At 60.5% G+C, this 16268-nt stretch carries 15 protein-coding genes; 7 read left to right on the top strand and 8 right to left on the bottom strand.

The window, feature by feature from the left end; translation table 11 throughout:
• Positions 1-17: 17 nt before the first annotated feature.
• The 4 genes from L4G42_RS13070 to L4G42_RS13055 form a co-directional block, all read right to left on the bottom strand.
• A complete protein-coding gene (locus tag L4G42_RS13070; protein WP_237250032.1) occupies positions 18-1976 on the bottom strand; it encodes an acyltransferase family protein in 1959 nt (652 codons plus the stop codon).
• 81 nt (positions 1977-2057) lie between these two features.
• Complete coding sequence (gene rho / locus L4G42_RS13065) at positions 2058-3317, bottom strand: transcription termination factor Rho (RefSeq protein WP_037016529.1); 1260 nt, start codon at positions 3315-3317, stop codon at positions 2058-2060.
• A gap of 228 nt (positions 3318-3545) precedes the next feature.
• Positions 3546-3875, bottom strand: coding sequence for a thioredoxin TrxA (trxA, locus tag L4G42_RS13060; protein ID WP_237250033.1), 330 nt, complete (start codon positions 3873-3875; stop codon positions 3546-3548).
• A gap of 123 nt (positions 3876-3998) precedes the next feature.
• Positions 3999-4703, bottom strand: coding sequence for a FadR/GntR family transcriptional regulator (locus tag L4G42_RS13055; RefSeq protein WP_237250034.1), 705 nt, complete (start codon positions 4701-4703; stop codon positions 3999-4001).
• Positions 4704-4969: 266 nt separating this feature from the next.
• On the opposite strand from L4G42_RS13055, the gene L4G42_RS13050 reads away from it, so the two are divergent.
• From L4G42_RS13050 to ppx, 5 genes are all read left to right on the top strand, one after another.
• Positions 4970-5755: a transporter substrate-binding domain-containing protein gene (locus L4G42_RS13050; RefSeq protein WP_237250035.1), complete on the top strand. Its 786-nt coding sequence runs from the start codon at positions 4970-4972 to the stop codon at positions 5753-5755.
• Between the two features lie 23 nt (positions 5756-5778).
• Positions 5779-6444, top strand: coding sequence for an amino acid ABC transporter permease (locus tag L4G42_RS13045; RefSeq protein ID WP_237250036.1), 666 nt, complete (start codon positions 5779-5781; stop codon positions 6442-6444).
• The gene (locus L4G42_RS13040; protein WP_237250310.1) at positions 6441-7091 is read left to right on the top strand and encodes an amino acid ABC transporter permease; all 651 of its coding nucleotides are present in this window, start codon (positions 6441-6443) and stop codon (positions 7089-7091) included. Before L4G42_RS13045 ends, L4G42_RS13040 begins: the two co-directional genes overlap by 4 nt.
• Entirely contained in the window at positions 7078-7812 is a 735-nt protein-coding gene (locus L4G42_RS13035; RefSeq protein ID WP_237250037.1) for an amino acid ABC transporter ATP-binding protein, read from the top strand. The genes L4G42_RS13040 and L4G42_RS13035 overlap by 14 nt, the downstream gene beginning before the upstream one ends.
• Before the next feature lie 189 nt (positions 7813-8001).
• A complete protein-coding gene (ppx, locus tag L4G42_RS13030) occupies positions 8002-9504 on the top strand; it encodes an exopolyphosphatase (RefSeq protein WP_237250038.1) in 1503 nt (500 codons plus the stop codon).
• Here ppx and ppk1 read toward each other — a convergent pair.
• Both ppk1 and L4G42_RS13020 read right to left on the bottom strand, forming a co-directional pair.
• A complete protein-coding gene (gene ppk1, locus L4G42_RS13025) occupies positions 9491-11713 on the bottom strand; it encodes a polyphosphate kinase 1 (protein ID WP_237250039.1) in 2223 nt (740 codons plus the stop codon). The genes ppx and ppk1 overlap by 14 nt on opposite strands.
• Positions 11710-12135 (bottom strand): hypothetical protein, encoded by a 426-nt coding sequence (locus L4G42_RS13020; protein ID WP_237250040.1) that lies wholly within the window; start codon positions 12133-12135, stop codon positions 11710-11712. The genes ppk1 and L4G42_RS13020 overlap by 4 nt, the downstream gene beginning before the upstream one ends.
• A 225-nt stretch (positions 12136-12360) precedes the next feature.
• On the opposite strand from L4G42_RS13020, the gene L4G42_RS13015 reads away from it, so the two are divergent.
• Both L4G42_RS13015 and elbB read left to right on the top strand, forming a co-directional pair.
• On the top strand, positions 12361-12990 hold the full coding sequence (locus L4G42_RS13015) for a DedA family protein (RefSeq protein WP_237250311.1): 630 nt from the start codon (positions 12361-12363) through the stop codon (positions 12988-12990).
• Positions 12991-13125: 135 nt separating this feature from the next.
• Positions 13126-13806, top strand: a complete 681-nt coding sequence (gene elbB / locus L4G42_RS13010; RefSeq protein WP_237250041.1) for an isoprenoid biosynthesis glyoxalase ElbB — start codon at positions 13126-13128, stop codon at positions 13804-13806.
• Positions 13807-13847: 41 nt separating this feature from the next.
• Here elbB and L4G42_RS13005 read toward each other — a convergent pair whose 3' ends face one another.
• Together L4G42_RS13005 and L4G42_RS13000 are read right to left on the bottom strand one after the other, a co-directional pair.
• A complete protein-coding gene (locus L4G42_RS13005) occupies positions 13848-14336 on the bottom strand; it encodes a YaiI/YqxD family protein (protein ID WP_237250042.1) in 489 nt (162 codons plus the stop codon).
• Positions 14337-14363: 27 nt separating this feature from the next.
• Positions 14364-16256 carry a cytochrome c/FTR1 family iron permease gene (locus tag L4G42_RS13000; protein WP_237250043.1) on the bottom strand — a complete coding sequence of 631 codons (1893 nt, stop codon included), beginning with the start codon at positions 16254-16256 and terminating at the stop codon, positions 14364-14366.
• Positions 16257-16268: the final 12 nt, after the last annotated feature.

Genomic DNA, 16268 nt, shown 5'->3' with positions numbered 1-16268 from the left:
AGCAGCTTGTGTCCAAATCAAATGCGCGGTGAGTCGCGGAATATCGGCGTGAACAGCGGCTGCATCTTCTCGCCGCCCAGATCCGACAGGTGATCTTCGTCTTTGTACAGCGAACGCCCGTCAACTTCGGCAGGGCACAAGCCGCCTTCGCACAGCAGCGGTTTAGGGTCTATCAGGTGAACGCCCGCATCCGCCTCGCTCAGGCTGGCGAACAGTTGATTGATGAACGCCTGCCGCGCATCGAGCTCTACCAATGGACGTCCAACCTGCGCAGCCGAGCGCCCGACTCTCGCCAGGCTGCTCAATCTCTCGATCGCGCCCTTGCGCTGCTGCGGCACTTCCTTGAACAGCCAGACCTGCGCGCCGGCTGCCCGCAACTCAGCGACCTGCGCTTTCAGGGCGTCCGCGAAATACGCTTGGTTTTGAGCAATGGATTCCCGTTTCAGCAGCACGTAGCCCTTGTCACCGCCCTCCAGCCCATAGATGTACAAGCTCCAGCGCGCGGCCAGCGTCACGGCAGGGATCTTCTGCGTTCGGACGCGCTCGACGTTCAGGGCGTTGAAGTCCTGACAGCGCTTACTTGTTGCGGTGCTGACAAGCGGCGGGCATCCGCTCATGCTCGCCAGCCAGACAGGCACGTGCGCTTGCTCGGCCGCGATTCTGACGCCAGGCCACAAGGCCGCCGCATGACTGTCGCCCCAGATGAGATGGGACGGCGCGGCGTCCGCATTTCCACCTGCCCGACAGACTTTGTCCAGGCTTTTGCTGTGCTTTGAACCGAGCAGAAAGCAGTCCATCTGGCCGGCGTTCCATTCCTGCGACTGAGCATACGCAAGCGCCTGACCTGACATGCGTTGCGGCACGCCATCGCTGGAGCGTACCGCCTGCCCCATCAGCGCCAGAACGGCCAGGGTCAGCAGGCCGCCAATCAGCACCGGTTTGCGGCCGGCCAGTACGCGGCGTTCACGGAACGGCAGCTCAACGAAGCGCCAGCTCAGCCAGGCAAGGGCGCCTGCCAGAAGGATCCAGCCGATCGCTTCCAGATCGGAAATACCGTCGGCGGAAATCGCGTTGGCGTAGACATGAATAGGCCAATGCCACAGGTACAGCGAGTAGGAGATAAGCCCGATCGCCACCAGCGGTTTGATGCTCAGCAAACGTCCGACCCAAGACGCAGGATGACCGTTGGCCCAGATCATTGCCGTGGTGCCGAGCACCGGCAGCAGCGCCGCCCAGCCGGGGAATTGAGTGGTTTTGTCAAAACTCAGCATCGCCAGCACGACTGCCGCAAAGCCGCTCAGGCTGATTGCCTGGTACACCCAACTCGGCAGCGGGCGTTTAGGCGCAGGCGCAACGGCCAGCATGGCACCGCACAGCAGTTCCCATGCACGCATCGGCAGCAGAAAGAACGCCGCCTCGGGTTTGTGCTTGATCGCCCAGATATTCAGCCCGAACGACAGCACCAGCAAGCCGAGCAGCAACCAGCGCCAGTGCCGCACGTACCGCGTCGCCAGCACCATCAACAGCGGAAAGAAAATGTAGTACTGCTCTTCCACCGCCAGTGACCAGGTGTGAAGAAGCGGTTTGAAGTCTGACGCGGAATCGAAGTAGCCGTCATGCCGCATGAACAGCAGGTTGGACATGAACATCGATTGATACCGCACTTCGCGGCCCAGCTCGGCGTAGTCCTTGGGCGTCAGCAATATCCAGCCAAACATCAACGTCGCTAGCACAACAACGGTCACGGCAGGGACGATACGCCGCGCGCGACGGGCCCAGAAATCGATGAAGCTGAATCGCCCTGCGCTGATCTCGCGGAAGATGATGGACGTGATCAGGTAGCCGGAAATGACGAAGAACACGTCGACGCCGACGAAGCCGCCGCTCAGGCCAAGACCGAAGTGAAACAACAGCACCGGGACCACGGCCAAGGCCCGCAGTCCGTCGATATCGCGACGATTGCCAAACGTGTGCATGACGCTCCGAGCCTCAAATTCGAGGCAAAAAAAATGGTGTCCAAAAGGACACCATCTTTCTACATTCGGTTCAGCGCGGTGTTACTTGCGCTTCATCGACAGGAAGAACTCATCGTTGGTCTTGGTCTGTTTCAGCTTGTCGATCAAGAACTCGATGGCTGCGACTTCATCCATAGGATGCAGCAGCTTGCGCAGGATCCACATGCGCTGCAGCTCGTCGTCGGCCGTCAGCAACTCTTCGCGGCGTGTGCCGGAACGGTTGATGTTGATGGCCGGGAAGACGCGCTTCTCTGCGATCTTGCGATCCAGAGGCAGCTCCATGTTGCCGGTACCTTTGAATTCCTCGTAGATCACTTCGTCCATCTTCGAGCCGGTTTCAACCAGCGCGGTGGCGATGATGGTCAGCGAGCCGCCTTCTTCGATGTTACGTGCCGCACCGAAGAAACGCTTTGGCTTCTCGAGGGCGTGGGCATCGACACCACCGGTCAGGACCTTGCCGGAGCTTGGAATGACGGTGTTGTAGGCGCGAGCCAGACGGGTGATGGAGTCGAGCAGAATGACCACGTCTTTCTTGTGCTCGACCAGGCGCTTGGCCTTTTCGATCACCATTTCGGCGACCTGCACGTGACGGGTAGGCGGCTCGTCGAAGGTGGAAGCGACCACTTCGCCGCGCACGGTGCGCTGCATTTCGGTTACTTCTTCCGGACGCTCATCGATCAGCAGAACGATCAGATGGACTTCAGGGTTGTTGCGCGTGATGTTCGACGCGATGTTCTGCAGCATGATGGTCTTGCCCGCTTTTGGCGGAGCAACGATCAGACCGCGCTGACCTTTACCGATCGGGGCACACAGATCGATGACGCGACCGGTGAGGTCTTCGGTGGAACCGTTACCGGCTTCCATCTTCATGCGAATGGTCGGGAACAGCGGCGTCAGGTTTTCGAACAGAATCTTGTTCTTCGCGTTTTCTGGACGGTCGAAGTTGATGGTGTCGACCTTGAGCAGCGCGAAATAACGCTCGCCTTCCTTCGGCGGACGGATCTTGCCGACAATGGTGTCGCCCGTGCGCAGGTTGAAGCGGCGGATCTGGCTGGGAGAGACGTAGATGTCGTCTGGGCCGGCAAGGTAGGAGGCGTCTGCAGAGCGAAGGAAGCCGAAGCCATCCTGGAGGATCTCCAGCACACCGTCACCCGAGATTTCCTCGCCGCTTTTCGCGTGCTTCTTCAGCAGGGAGAAAATTACGTCCTGCTTGCGCGAACGGGCCATATTTTCTATGCCCATCTGTTCGGCCATTTCGAGCAGATCGGTAATAGGCTTTTGCTTGAGTTCAGTCAGGTTCATATAGGAATGACGTAATCATGTATGGAGGGGGAAATTAAGCTTTTGGCTTAATGAGGCCGCGCCGCAGAGAAGGCGACAGGATCGCGTGCAAATCGAAAGGAGACGGTCGGCGACGGCTAGCAGGGGGCAACGGAGAAGCCGTTGCGGGGCCGAATGTACCACTTGATTTTCTGAGCGTCTAGTACGAGGCCCGAAAAAAACCCCGCGATTTGCGGGGCTATATCGTCATCAGATGTTGGCGTCGAGGAACGCTTGCAACTGCGACTTGGACAGTGCGCCGACCTTAGTCGCCGCGACTTCGCCGTCCTTGAACAGCATCAGGGTCGGGATACCACGAACGCCGTGCTTGGCCGGGGTTTCCTGATTGTCATCAATGTTCAGCTTGGCAATGGTCAACTTGCCTTCGTAAGTGCCGGCGATGTCATCCAGAACCGGGGCAATCATCTTGCACGGACCACACCATTCAGCCCAGTAGTCGACCAGTACAGGACCGCTGGCCTTGAGGACATCGGCGTCGAAGCTCGCGTCGGTGACGTGTTTGATCAGGTCGCTACTCATGAGATTTCTCCGAGGTCATAGGCAAAAAAACGTGGGCCATCATAACTGTGTCACGCGGTGACAGGAAGCCGAGCTTAATTGTCTCTCGCTATGAGTCGGTATGGTTGCGTCAATCACCAACATTCAACCGGAGGGTGCGACGAACACGATGCCGGTGCGTAATGCTGCTCCGCGGATGTGCTCTTGCATGGCTTTCTGCGCCGGGCCAGACGCGTTTCGCGCCAGCGCCCGCAGAATTTTGCGGTGCTCCTGCCAGGTTTCCATGGCCCTGCCCGCCCGAATAAAAGGCAGTTTCTGGCTCTCCAGAAAAATGTCGGCGCTGGTGGTGATGATCCCCAGAATCGCCTGATTGCCACTGGCGACGAGGATGCGCCGGTGGAAATCAAAGTCCAGCCGGGCCGCGCAGTCAAAATCCCCTGCCTTGAGCTCAAGGCGCATGGCCTCGACGTTGTCTTCCAATACATCGCGCTCATCGGCTGTCAGCGTGACCGCTGCAAGCCCTGCGGCAAACCCCTCTAGCGCATAGCGCAGCTGAAAAGTCTCGGCAGGTGATGCGTGCGCTGCATACGGCCAGGAAAATCCGCTCGTGCTCCGTTGTGGTTCAGAAACCGCCTGCACAAACACGCCTTTGCCGGGCTGCACGCTGACCAGTCCCAACGCGCTCAACGATGACAATGCCTCACGCAATGAAGCGCGACTGACGCCCAGACGAATCGCCAGATCCCGCTGTGAGGGCAGTCTGTCGCCGGGGACATAGCCCTGCTCGGCGATCAATTTGCGGATCGCCTGGAAGGCGGCTTCAGGCACAGCGACAGGGCTCGGATGCATGGCGTTCAAGGTGCATAAACCGTAGGAAAAATCCCTTGTATCGCCATCGGAGGCATCCGGCAAGTGACGCCCAAGCGAAGGGCGCCGGGCCTTTCAGGCGCGCCAAAGCAGGGCGGCCCGCCAACTCACTGTTCAGACCAGTTAGACCGGATCAAGTCTGCGGGCCGCATTCCATGGTCGCAAACAAGCGGCTGGCATGGGCTGTGCACTGGTGCTTGGCCATCACTCGGGCTTCGCCTACACATTGATCGATTCGGAGACACCACATGACCCAGCGTCACAGCGCCCTGCTCGCCGCCCTGTTTGCCAGCCTGATGCTCGGCCAGGCCCCCGCCCACGCTAATGGTCTGGATGATGTAACCGCCCGCGGCACGCTGAAAGTCGCTGTTCCGCAAGACTTTCCACCCTTCGGTTCGGTCGGCCCCGACATGCAGCCCCGTGGACTGGACATCGACACGGCAAAGCTCATTGCCGACCAATTGAAGGTCAAACTTCAACTGACGCCGGTCAACAGCACCAACCGCATCCCGTACCTGACCACTGGCAAGGTGGATCTGGTCATCTCCAGCCTCGGCAAAAACCCGGACCGCGAAAAGGTCATCGACTTCTCCCGCGCCTACGCACCGTTCTACCTCGCTGTCTTCGGTCCGCCTGAAGACGCGATCAAAACCGTGGACGACCTGAAAGGTAAAACCATCAGTGTGACCCGTGGCGCCATCGAAGACATTGAGCTGACCGCTGTCGCGCCGAAGGAAGCGACGATCAAACGCTTCGAAGACAACAACTCGACCATTGCGGCCTATCTGGCCAAGCAGACCGACCTGATCGCCAGCGGCAACGTGGTGATGGTCGCCATCAGCGAGAAGAACCCCAAGCGCATCCCTGAGCTGAAAGTGAAGCTCAAGGACTCGCCGGTCTACGTGGGTGTGAACAAAGGTCAGCCCGAGTTGCTCGCCAAAGTGAACGAGATCCTCGAAGCGGCGAAGAAAGACGGCACGCTGGAAAAGAACGCGCAGACCTGGCTCAAGCAGCCATTGCCTGCCGACCTCTGATCATCGACTGCCGAGACGCTTAAATGGCTTACCAGTTCGACTTTATCCCGGTCCTGCAAAACACTGACCTGCTCCTGCGCGGCGCACTGTTCACGCTGGAACTGACGGCCATCGGCACCCTGCTCGGCGTCAGTCTCGGCATCGTCGGGGCGATTGTCAGGGCGTGGAAAATCCAGCCGTTCTCGGCCATTTTCGGTGTCTATGTCGAGCTGATCCGCAACACGCCGTTTCTGGTGCAGCTGTTTTTCATCTTCTTCGGGCTGCCGTCGCTGGGCCTGCAGATATCGGAGTGGCAGGCCGCCGTGCTGGCGATGGTCATCAACCTCGGCGCCTATTCGACGGAGATCATCCGTGCGGGCGTGCAGGCGATTCCGCGCGGCCAGATCGAGGCCTCGGCCGCGCTGGCGATGACCCGCTTCGAGACCTTCCGCCATGTCGTGTTGGTCCCGGCACTGGGCAAGGTCTGGCCGGCGTTGAGCAGCCAGATCATCATCGTGATGCTCGGCTCGGCGGTCTGTTCGCAGATCGCTACCGAGGAGCTGAGCTTTGCAGCCAACTTCATTCAGTCGCGCAATTTCCGCGCGTTTGAGACGTACATCATTACCACGCTGATCTACCTCTGCATGGCGCTGCTGGTGCGCCAGTTTCTGGCGTGGATCGGCCGACGTTACATCGCGAGGAGCCGCTGATGGATTTCACCCTTTGGGACGTCGTGCGCAACTTGCTGACCGGCCTGCAATGGACACTGGCGTTGTCGCTGGTGGCGTTCATCGGCGGCGGCGTGATCGGGTTGCTGGTGATGACCATGCGCATCTCCGAGAAGGCAATGCCGCGCAGGCTCGCGCGCTGCTACATCGAGCTGTTTCAAGGCACACCGTTGTTGATGCAGCTGTTTCTGGTGTTCTTCGGCGTGGCACTGATGGGCATCGACATTTCGCCCTGGCTCGCGGCGGCGCTGGCGTTGACGTTGTTCACCAGTGCGTATCTGGCTGAAATCTGGCGCGGCTGCGTGGAGTCGATTTCCAACGGCCAGTGGGAAGCTTCCGCGAGTCTGGCGCTGACGCCGTTCGAGCAACTGCGCCATGTGATTCTGCCCCAGGCGTTGCGCATTGCGGTGGCGCCGACCGTGGGGTTCTCTGTGCAAGTGGTCAAAGGCACGGCCGTTACGTCAATCATCGGCTTCACCGAGCTGACCAAAACCGGCGGCATGCTCGCCAATGCCACGTTCCAGCCTTTCATGGTCTACGGCTTCGTTGCCTTGGGCTACTTCCTGCTTTGCTATCCGTTGTCGCTCAGCGCGCGCTACCTGGAAAGGAGACTTCATGCCTCTGCTTAGAATTTCCGCCCTGCACAAGTATTACGGCGACCACCATGTGCTCAAGGGCATCGACCTCAGCGTCGAGGAAGGCCAGGTCGTGGCGATCATCGGGCGCAGCGGTTCGGGCAAGAGCACGCTGCTGCGCACGCTCAACGGGCTTGAGTCCATCAACGACGGGGTGATCGAGGTCGACGGCGAATACCTCGACGCCGCGCGGGCTGACCTGCGCAGCCTGAGACAAAAAGTCGGCATGGTCTTCCAGCAATTCAACCTGTTTCCGCACCTGACGGTGGGCGAGAACGTGATGCTCGCGCCGCAGGTGGTGAAGAAAGCCTCTAAAGCCGAAGCAACCAAGCTGGCAAAGGAAATGCTCAATCGCGTGGGCCTGGGTGAGAAATTCGACGCCTTCCCTGACCGGCTGTCCGGTGGTCAGCAACAGCGCGTGGCGATTGCGCGTGCGCTGGCGATGTCGCCCAAAGTGCTGCTGTGCGATGAAATCACCTCGGCGCTCGACCCGGAGTTGGTCAACGAAGTGCTCGCGGTCGTTCGCGAGCTGGCCAAAGACGGCATGACGCTGATCATGGTGACCCACGAAATGCGCTTCGCCCGGGAGGTGGGCGACAAGCTGGTGTTCATGCATCAGGGCAAGGTGCATGAAGTCGGCGACCCGAAAGAATTGATGGCCAACCCGAAGACGCCCGAGCTGGCGAATTTCATTGGTTCGGTTGAGCAGGGGTGACTGTAGGACCGGCTTTAGCCGGGAAGGCGTCAGCTGTCATGCCGCGAAACTGATGTCGCACACACCAGCCTCTTCCCGGCTGAAGCCGGTCCTGCTTACCGTGCAAAAGTGTCGGCGAGGCGTTGCCGGTTTGGCGACGGTGATGGATCGTGGCACGATGTCGGAGTTATCGACCGAGACCTTTTGACCATGCCGCTATCCACAGCCAAAAACCTCTCGCTGATCGCCGCGATCGACCTGGGCTCCAACAGCTTCCATATGGTTGTCGCGAAAGCCAATCAGGGCGAAATTCGCATCCTTGAGCGGCTCGGTGAAAAAGTGCAGCTGGCCGCGGGGATCGATGACGACCGCCGCCTCAGCGAAGAATCCATGCAGCGCGGGCTCGACTGCCTCAAGCGTTTTGCCCAGCTGATCAACGGTATGCCGCCCGGCGCCGTGCGCATCGTCGGTACCAACGCCCTGCGCGAAGCCCGCAACCGCAACGAATTCATTCACCGCGCCGAAGAAATCCTCGGCCATCCGGTCGAGGTCATCTCCGGCCGTGAAGAAGCGCGACTGATCTACCTGGGTGTCTCCCACACCCTGGCCGACACGCCCGGCAAACGCCTGGTCGCCGACATTGGCGGCGGCAGCACCGAGTTCATCATCGGCCAGCGCTTCGAGCCTTTGCTGCGCGAAAGCCTGCAGATGGGCTGCGTCAGCTTTACTCAGCGTTACTTCAAGGACGGCAAGATCACCCCGGCGCGCTACGCCCAGGCTTACACCGCAGCGCGGCTGGAAATCATGAGCATCGAGCACGCGCTGCATCGTCTGACGTGGGATGAGGCCATCGGCTCGTCCGGCACCATCCGCGCCATCGGCCTGGCGCTGAAGGCAGGCGGCCACGGCAATGGCGAGGTCAACGCCGAAGGCCTGGCCTGGCTCAAGCGCAAGCTGATGAAGCTGGGCGAAGTGGACAAGATCGATTTCGAAGGCCTCAAACCGGACCGTCGGGCGATCTTCCCGGCGGGCCTCGCGATTCTCGAAGCCATCTTCGACGCCCTCGACCTCAAGCGCATGGACCATTGCGAAGGCGCTCTGCGTGAAGGCGTGCTCTACGACCTGCTTGGCCGTCATCACCACGAAGACGTGCGCGAACGCACCCTCAGCTCGTTGATGGAGCGCTACCACGTTGATCTCGAACAAGCCGCTCGTGTCGAGCGCAAGGCGCTGTCGGCGCTGGAGCAAGTGGCGAAGGCGTGGGAGCTTGAGGACAATTCGTATCGCGAATTACTGAGCTGGGCCGCCAAGGTGCATGAAGTGGGTCTGGACATTGCCCACTATCACTACCACAAGCATGGTGCTTACCTGATCGAGCACTCGGATCTCGCCGGTTTCTCGCGCGAAGACCAGCAAATGCTCGCACTGCTGGTGCGCGGTCATCGTCGCAATATTCCCAAGGACAAGTTTGCCGAGTTCGGCAATGAAGGTGTGAAGCTGATTCGTCTGTGCGTGCTGCTGCGTTTTGCGATCCTGTTTCACCACATTCGCGGCACTCAGGAAATGCCGCAGCCTGTGCTGACCGCCAACGATAACCACCTGGACATCGTGTTCCCGGATGGCTGGCTGGAAAACAACCAGCTGACTCAGGCCGACTTCGCGCTCGAAGCGGAGTGGCTGACCCGAGTCGGCATCATCCTCAACGTACGCTGAGGACCGGGTTGCTGAGTTTTTCCAACAGACTCGCCTGCACATTGCGGGGGTTCTGGTTGCCGGTCGGGGTGCTGCGGATATAGCGCCCGTCCGGCTGCAGCAGCCAGCTATGGGTGTTGTCGGTCAAGTACCCTTCCAGCTCTTTCTTCACACGCAAGATCAGCTTCTTGCCTTCCACCGGGAAGCAAGTCTCGACGCGCTTGTCGAGGTTGCGCTCCATCCAGTCGGCACTGGACAGGAACATCTGCTCGTCACCGCCATTAAGGAAGTAGAACACCCGCGTGTGCTCAAGGAAGCGGCCGATGATCGAGCGCACCTGAATGTTGTGGGACACACCCGGCACGCCAGGGCGCAGGCAGCACATGCCGCGCACGACGAGGTCGATCTTGACCCCGGTCTGACTGGCCTTGTACAGCGCGCGAATGATCTTCGGGTCGGTCAGCGAGTTGAACTTGGCGATGATGTGCGCAGGCTTGCCCTCGGACGCGAACTGCGTCTCCCGGGCAATCATGTCCAGCATGCCTTTCTTCAAGGTGAACGGCGCGTGCAGCAGCTTCTTCATGCGCAGCGTCTTACCCATACCGATCAACTGACTGAACAGTTTGCCGACGTCTTCGCACAGCGCATCGTCCGATGTCAGCAGGCTGTAGTCGGTATAGAGACGCGCGTTGCCGGCGTGATAGTTGCCCGTACCCAAATGCGCGTAACGGACGATCTCGCCAGCTTCACGGCGCAGGATCAGCATCATCTTGGCGTGGGTCTTGTAACCGACTACGCCGTAGATCACCACGGCACCGGCCGCTTGCAGGCGGCTGGCCAGTTGAAGGTTCGACTCTTCGTCAAAACGCGCACGAAGCTCGATAACGGCGGTCACTTCCTTGCCGTTGCGCGCGGCGTCCACCAGCGCGTCGACAATTTCCGAATTGGCACCGCTGCGGTACAGCGTCTGGCGCACGGCCAGCACATGAGGGTCTTTCGCCGCCTGGCGCAGCAGATCGACGACCGGGGTGAAGGACTCGAACGGGTGCAGCAGCAGAATGTCCTGCTTGCTGATCACGTTGAAAATGTTTTCGCTGTTCTGCAGCAGCTTCGGAATCGCCGGAGTGAACGGCATGTACTGCAGCTCGGGGTGACTGTCCAGGCCAGTGATGCTGAACAGCCGCGTCAGGTTCACAGGGCCATTGACCTGATACAGCTCGCTCTCGCTCAGATTGAACTGCTTGAGCAGGTAGTCCGACAGCTGTTTCGGGCAGGTGTCTGCTACTTCCAGACGCACTGCGTCGCCGTAACGACGCGAGAACAGCTCGCCACGCAGCGCGCGGGCAAGGTCTTCGACGTCTTCGGAGTCGAGGGCCAGGTCGGCGTTACGGGTCAGACGGAACTGATAGCAGCCTTTGACCTTCATGCCCTGGAACAGGTCATCGGCGTGGGCGTGGATCATCGACGACAGGAATACATAATTGTCGCCTGGGCCGCCCACGTCTTCCGGCACCTTGATGATACGCGGCAACAGGCGCGGGGCAGGGATGATCGCCAGACCCGAGTCGCGGCCGAAAGCGTCGATACCTTCCAGCTCAACGATGAAGTTCAGCGACTTGTTCACCAGCAGCGGGAACGGGTGCGTCGGGTCCAGACCGATCGGCGTGATGATCGGCGCGATCTCGTCACGGAAATAACGGCGCACCCAGGCCTTTATCTTGGCGTTCCAGTTGCGACGGCGAATGAAGCGCACCTGGTGCTTTTCCAGCTCCGGCAACAGGATGTCGTTGAGGATGGCGTACTGGCGATCCACGTGGCCGTGCACCAGCTCGCTGATGCGCGCCAGAGCTTGGTGAGGCTGGAGGCCATCAGCGCCGGCCTGTTCGCGAGCAAAGGTGATTTGCTTCTTGAGACCGGCGACGCGGATTTCGAAGAATTCGTCGAGGTTGCTGGAGAAAATCAGCAGGAACTTGAGCCGCTCGAGCAACGGATAGGACTCGTCCAGCGCCTGCTCCAACACGCGAATGTTGAACTGCAGCTGCGACAGCTCGCGATGGATATAAAGACTGCTGTCATCCAGATTGGGCACCGCGATGACATGCGGGGGTGGATGATGCGGTTCCAGCGCGGGGACCACTTCAATGGTCGGCTCGACCACAGGAGTGACTTCCTGATTGACGGGCTGAGGGTCAAGCTCGACTGCGGCTTCGATAGATCCTTCGGTGCTCATGAATAATCCTGTAAGGCAATTGGCCTTGTAACAGTTGGGCCGCGCATACGGCCGATGTCGGAATGCCGCTTGCGCCACAACAGTGGTGACGTACAGCGCGGAACAACGGTCACGCCCAGGGCGTGGCAGTTCTGAAGATGTTTGCAGCCTGACTCGATATTGTGCGGCGGGGCGGCCGGCGTCAGGCGAGATGCGGTGAGCGGTTTGACTCTCCACGCTACGGATTTTTCCGTGCCGTGCAACCCCTGATCTGCAAACACGCTGAGGTTGCCTGCGCCCGCGAGCAGGATTTCGGGTCCGGGAACACGCGAGGAGAACGGTAACGGCGGCGACAGCGGGCTCTTAAAAGCGAGTGTTGGGGACGAATCGGTGCAGTCCATTGGACTGGCACGCTGAACTTCGCAGATGAGGGCAACGCGCACGGAATGCTCCCAGCCCATCCAAGCGGGCAAGCGTGACATTTATAAGCGGCGATTATGACACTCGCGTGACAGGTGTAATTGCGACGTAAGGTGTGCGATACAAACCCCCTCTCCAAGCGAATAATCGCTCCCGAACGTAGGAAACTTTAACGCGGTGACACATTTGCATACTTTCCTGAATGACTTGGGCGCGTTAGGCTGCGCGTTCATTTCGCCAGCACCCAAATAATGCTCCAGCATTTTTTACAAGAATTTGGCTACTTCGCCCTTTTCCTCGGGACCTTTTTTGAAGGCGAGACCATTCTGGTGCTTGCCGGCTTTCTTGCGTTCCGCGGATACATGGATATCAATCTGGTCGTGGTCGTTGCCTTCTTCGGCAGCTACGCAGGCGACCAGCTCTGGTATTTCATGGGACGCAAGCATGGCCGCAAGCTCTTGGCACGCAAGCCTCGCTGGCAGTTGATGGGCGACCGTGCACTGGAGCATATCCGGCGCCACCCCGACATCTGGGTGCTGAGCTTCCGTTTTGTTTACGGCTTGCGCACGGTCATGCCGGTTGCTATCGGCCTGTCCGGTTATCCACCAGGGCGCTATCTGTTGCTCAACGGTATCGGCGCAGCAGTATGGGCGGCAGCGCTGGGCGCAGCGGCGTACAAGTTCGGTTCGGTGCTTGAAGGCCTGCTGGGCAACGTCAAGAAATACGAGCTGTGGGTTCTGGGCGCATTATTGGTGATCGGTGTGCTGCTGTGGGTCCGCCGGCGCATCAAAAACGCACGTATCGCCCGAGAAGAGAAGCTGGCCGTCGCGGCCAATGCCGAAGGCAATGTAGAAGCCAGGAACACCCCTGACGAGTAAATCCTCGGCGCATGCCGATGAATCCGGAGACATTCGCTGACGGCGTTGTCCTAGGTTCATGGCTTGCGACAATCAGCGCAATGCTGACCTGCGTAACCGGTTACTGACCGGAGCGCCCGAGAGAGGAACACGCGAATGACCAAAAAAGTGGCCGTTATTCTTTCTGGCTGTGGCGTTTACGACGGCGCGGAAATCCACGAAAGCGTGCTGACGTTGCTGCGCCTCGATCAGCGCGGCGCTGCGGTGAAGTGCTTCGCACCCAATATCTCTCAGCACCACGTCATCAATCACCTGACCGGCGAAGAGATGCCCGAATCGCGTAACGTGCTGGTCGAATCAGCCCGCATCGCCCGTGGCGCCATCGAAGACATCCGCGAAGCCGACGTCACTGAATTCGATGCATTGATCATCCCCGGCGGCTTCGGTGCCGCGAAAAACCTGTCGGACTTCTCTACCCAAGGCGCTGGCTGCAAGGTCCAGGCTGAAGTGCTGGCGATGGCCGAAGCGTTCGCCGCAGCCGGCAAACCCATCGGGCTCATCTGTGTATCGCCGGCGCTGGCCGCCAAAATCTATGGACCGGGCGTCACCTGCACGATCGGCAACGACGCCGACACCGCTGCAGCCATCACCCGCATGGGCGGCACTCACCAGGAGTGCGAGGTCACGGAAATCGTCGAAGACAAGGACCGCAAACTGGTGAGCACACCCGCGTACATGGTCGCCACGTCCATTGGTGAAGCGGCATCCGGGATCAACAAGCTGGTGGATCGGGTTCTGGAGCTGGTGCAGGAAAACGAGGATCGCCTTCCCGACTGATTTGAAAAAGGGCTGGTAACGCATTTACCGCGCACTAGCCTTCAACCCTGCGGGTTTTCGCCTGTGGGCTGCGCGGGATACTCGCGCGCCAACCGTGTCAGGATCCGGTCGAGGCAGTTGGCAAACGCCTGTTTCTCCCGCTCGCCATAGGTGCCCTGCCCGCCACTGGCGTGGCCTTGCTCACGCAGGTCCGTGAAGAGGTTACGCATCGCCAGGCGCTGGCCCATGTTCTGCGCATCGAATTCCTTGCCCCGCGGATCGAGCGCCGCGACGCCCTTCTTGACCAGCCGATCAGCCAGCGGCACGTCGCTGCAGATCACCAGCTCGCCCGGCACGGCGTGCTCCACCAGATAATCGTCAGCCGCATCCGGCCCGCTGGGCACGACAATCAACTTCACCAGGCTCAGGCTCGGCTTGATCTGGCTCTGCCCCGCCACCAGCACGACCTCGAACTTGCGCCTGAGGGCGAACTTGATGACGAGGTCCTTGGCAGCCTTGGGACAGGCGTCGGCATCGATCCAGACGCGCATACGCGACTCCGATTTCAGAAAATGAATTTAGGCAGTTGCCGCGCGGCGCTTCTCAGCTATCCGACTGCGACCATACAACACCACAATCGCCGCCAAGGCTATGGCTTGCGCGCCAAGGGAATAGGCGTCGGCGTGAATACCCAGCCAGTCGAAATCGAAGAACGGCACCGGACGCGTCCCGAAAATCCCGGCTTCCTGCAACGCCTTGACGCCATGGCCGGCAAACACCACCGACAGCGCACACAGCAGCGCAGCATTGATGCCGAAGAACAGCGTCAGCGGCAGCTTCGCAGAACCCCGTAGGATCACCCACGCCAAGCCGACTAGCAGCACCAGCGCCGTGGCGCCACCAGCCAAAACGGCATTGTGGCCAGCGGGGCCTGCCTGCAGCCAAAGGGTTTCGTAGAACAGAATGACTTCGAACAGCTCGCGATAGACCGAGAAGAACGCCAGCACCGCAAAACCAAAACGGCCACCGCCGCCGACCAGGCTGCTCTTGATGTAGTCCTGCCAGGCAGCGGCATGACGTCGGTCGTGCATCCACACGCCCAGCCACAGCACCATGACGCTGGCGAACAGCGCCGTCGCGCCTTCCAACAGCTCGCGCTGCGAACCACTGACATCGATGACGTACGCTGCCAAGGCCCAGGTGCCCAGGCCCGCCAGCAACGCCAGCCCCCAACCGACGTTGACGCTGCGCACCGCCGATTGCTGCCCGGTGTTGCGCAGGAACGCGAGAATGGCGGCGAGCACGAGAATCGCTTCCAGCCCTTCGCGCAGCAAGATCAGCAGACCGGAGATGAAGCTCAATGAGGTGCTCAGGCCATCGCTGCCGAGCAGATCGGCCGATTCCTTGAGCTTGACCTTCGCATCAGCGAGCTTCTGCGCAGCCTGCGCGGCGGGCAAGCCGTCCTGAAGCGACTGCCGGTAAGCCATAAGCGCTTTTTCGGTGTCCTTGCGCACGGTAGCATCGACGTTGTCCAGCGAGCTTTCGACCAGCTCGAAACCCTCCAGATACGCCGCCACGGACAGGTCATACGCCTGCTCGCGATCACCGGACTGGTACGCGGCGAGACTCTTGTCGAGGGTTGCGCTGGTGTAATCGAGCAGCTGCGCCGGGCCGCGTTGAACCTGAGGCGGCTGCGCGCGCTGGGCACGGAAGCTTGCTGCGGCTTGCAGACCTTCGCTGGCACTGACCTCAGCGGGTGTCTGCCGCGCGAGATCAGCGAGGTTGTAGGGCTTGTCCTGCTTCGCAGCGGAATCCGCGCTGAAGCCTGCGATGTAAGTCGCGACGTCCCAACGCTGGCGGTCATCCAGTTGGTCCGCGAATGCAGGCATTTCAGTGCCTTCAATGCCCAGCCCGAGTGTGTTGTAGATGTCGTAGAGACTCAGGCGGTCCACCCGCGCCGCGTCACGCAAATTGGCGGGCGGCGGCGAAAGACCGATTCCGGCCGGGCCGTCGCCTGCGCCCGCATCGCCATGGCACACCGAACAATACTGCGCATACAAGGGCGCGCCACGTGCGGGATCCGGGGTGATCGCCGGCGCCTGACTGACCTCGTACGCCACTGCCAGCTTCGCGCCGAGCTGACGCGCCTGACGGGCCACTTGAGCGCCGTCCTGCTTCTGCTTGACTGCATTCAACAGCGCGTTGACGCCCTGCTCCAGCTCTGCGCGTTCTGGCTTGGCCGGCAACGCGGCGATCGTGCCCTGCAGCGCCGCGAGAAACTCCACCTGCTCGCGGTATTCGGCGTCATCCACGACCTTGCCGTCCGCGACCGTCGCCGGGTAGTCCGCCCCGACGTAATCGAGCAAATGCAAAGCCTGAGCTGCGTCCTCGGCAGGCGCTGCGCAGGCACCGACGCTGAACAGGCTCAACAGCACGAGGCTCAGGCAGGTCAAAAAGCGGGAGCGGAACATGGGGGTGGTTCT

The sequence above is a fragment of the Pseudomonas petrae genome (assembly GCF_021728295.1).
GTDB classification, from domain to species: Bacteria; Pseudomonadota; Gammaproteobacteria; order Pseudomonadales; family Pseudomonadaceae; genus Aquipseudomonas; species Aquipseudomonas petrae.
Note: the sequence above shows the minus strand (reverse complement) of the source record. Positions and strands in the feature narration are given on the sequence as shown.

Excerpts from the sequence above, each read along its gene's own strand:
- L4G42_RS13070 (WP_237250032.1), bottom strand. The coding sequence starts at position 1,976 with ATGCACACGTTTGGCAATCGTCGCGATATCGACGGACTGCGGGCCTTG.
- rho (WP_037016529.1), bottom strand. The coding sequence starts at position 3,317 with ATGAACCTGACTGAACTCAAGCAAAAGCCTATTACCGATCTGCTCGAA.
- trxA (WP_237250033.1), bottom strand. The coding sequence starts at position 3,875 with ATGAGTAGCGACCTGATCAAACACGTCACCGACGCGAGCTTCGACGCC.
- L4G42_RS13055 (WP_237250034.1), bottom strand. The coding sequence starts at position 4,703 with ATGCATCCGAGCCCTGTCGCTGTGCCTGAAGCCGCCTTCCAGGCGATC.
- L4G42_RS13050 (WP_237250035.1), top strand. The coding sequence starts at position 4,970 with ATGACCCAGCGTCACAGCGCCCTGCTCGCCGCCCTGTTTGCCAGCCTG.
- L4G42_RS13045 (WP_237250036.1), top strand. The coding sequence starts at position 5,779 with ATGGCTTACCAGTTCGACTTTATCCCGGTCCTGCAAAACACTGACCTG.
- L4G42_RS13035 (WP_237250037.1), top strand. The coding sequence starts at position 7,078 with ATGCCTCTGCTTAGAATTTCCGCCCTGCACAAGTATTACGGCGACCAC.
- ppx (WP_237250038.1), top strand. The coding sequence starts at position 8,002 with ATGCCGCTATCCACAGCCAAAAACCTCTCGCTGATCGCCGCGATCGAC.
- ppk1 (WP_237250039.1), bottom strand. The coding sequence starts at position 11,713 with ATGAGCACCGAAGGATCTATCGAAGCCGCAGTCGAGCTTGACCCTCAG.
- elbB (WP_237250041.1), top strand. The coding sequence starts at position 13,126 with ATGACCAAAAAAGTGGCCGTTATTCTTTCTGGCTGTGGCGTTTACGAC.
- L4G42_RS13005 (WP_237250042.1), bottom strand. The coding sequence starts at position 14,336 with ATGCGCGTCTGGATCGATGCCGACGCCTGTCCCAAGGCTGCCAAGGAC.
- L4G42_RS13000 (WP_237250043.1), bottom strand. The coding sequence starts at position 16,256 with ATGTTCCGCTCCCGCTTTTTGACCTGCCTGAGCCTCGTGCTGTTGAGC.